The organism is Paenibacillus cisolokensis, assembly GCF_018403665.1.
Lineage (GTDB): Bacteria > Bacillota > Bacilli > Paenibacillales > Paenibacillaceae > Paenibacillus_AH > Paenibacillus_AH cisolokensis.
This window is the reverse complement of record NZ_BOVJ01000235.1, coordinates 1-1,578: the sequence shown is the minus strand read 5'-3', so window position 1 is coordinate 1,578 and position 1,578 is coordinate 1. Positions and strand designations below refer to the sequence as shown.

The 1,578-nt window shown below is 53.2% G+C and carries 1 pseudogene; it reads right to left on the bottom strand.

The features are described from left to right. Positions 1–130 precede the first annotated feature (130 nt). Positions 131–1,464 (bottom strand): annotated as a pseudogene (locus PACILC2_RS24975) (ISLre2 family transposase). Positions 1,465–1,578: the final 114 nt, after the last annotated feature.

Below are 1,578 nucleotides of genomic sequence, written 5' to 3'. Positions count from 1 at the left end.
GTCAGTGTCAAGTCAGTGTGGGCAATTCATTAAGGGAACAAAACGAACTACATAAAGAACCCTTGCCCCTGTAAGCGCTTTGCCTTGATCATTCTCCAAACAAAAGATACATTTACCTAAATTTGTAAGATTACCCTCGAAGCCCTTTAAGAGCCATTCCCGTCGGGCTGCTTTGTTTGGGGCCTTGAAGCAAGCGAATCATTCCCGTTACACAGCCTTTCGCTTGTTGCGTGATCTCCTTCATTAGCCGCCGCATATTTACGGCGTTTCTCCCTACATTTGGTTTCCGCTCTACATCCGTCGCAAAAGTCACGAATTGGGCTTCTTGTCTTCTCATCATCGTTCGCAGCATCGCTCTTACACCGCGCTCGCTCCAGCTGTATCCGCCTCGCTTCGTTCGCTTAGCGAAGATGCGCATCTGCGATTCCGCACTCCCCATCGGGCGCATAGCGCTGGTGTCGATTCCGTTGGCGCAAAGCGTCTTCCGGTAGTCGTCCAAATGCCTCTGATGCCGCTTCAGATAACTCTTGTACTGTTTCCATTGCTCCTCCGCGATCTCGTGCTCTGCCACGCCTTCCAAAGCCGCCATCAACGCCGCAGCGTCCTGCTTGGCGAGGGATTTTTTACGGCCTCCCATACACTCGGCAGATGGCCGACAAAACGCTTGAGATCGCGTGCGACATGGAAACGGTCAAGCATGTACAAGCATTGATGGAAGTACGATTCACATTCCCCGATCCACGCCGCTCCGTCTCCGTTTACGACAAGCCACGTGTTCTCATCGATTTCGTAGCGCTCCGCCAGGAAGTCTCCAAACCCTTCCCAGAAGTTGCCCCCGGCCGTATGCAGGTAGTGTTGCTTATTCTTCAGTCGGACACGCTTGCCGCTTTTCTCCCAGCCTTCGTGCACAACCGCAATCGCGTTCTCCATTCCATGCTTCTTGCTCCGCTGCAGTTTCGTGTACAAGCCGTCCACTTCCACGAACAGCACGCGCGCCGGTCGCCGCTTTGCAGCCCTTGTCTCTTGCTCCGCCTTTTCGAGCAGCTTCTCCCGAATCGCCTGATGGCTTAGCACGTTGTACCCTAACAATTGCTCCAGCCGCTTCGCGCTGTCCCGATAGGACGGACCTTGGCTCGCGAACGCAATCGCCGTCTCTTCCAAATGCGGGCTGACTTTCCCTCGCCCTTCGAATTGCAGCAGGCGATCCAGCAGATATACATACTTGTCACTCTGTCGATCCACGTACAATCTCCGTTTGAACCGGATATGCCCGAACACGGTGTTGACGCTGGTTTCGCGTTCTTCTTTCACACGGTAACGTGATCGGTCCCGCTGCTCAAGAATCTGCTGGTCCATCATTTCCAGCGCCTTCGTCATGGCGCTGGCGAACGCCTCTTGCATTTTCCGCAGCATCCATTGCTCAAGCTCTTTCATCGTCGGTATCGTTGTGGTAAAGTGGCTCATAGGGGCTTTCTCCTTCTTGGTGTGTTGTCGGCAAACATCACTTTACCAAGGGAGAAGCTCTTTTTCTATGTTCGCTTTTTCCAGTTCCTACCCCCACGGAAATTTTACACTAAC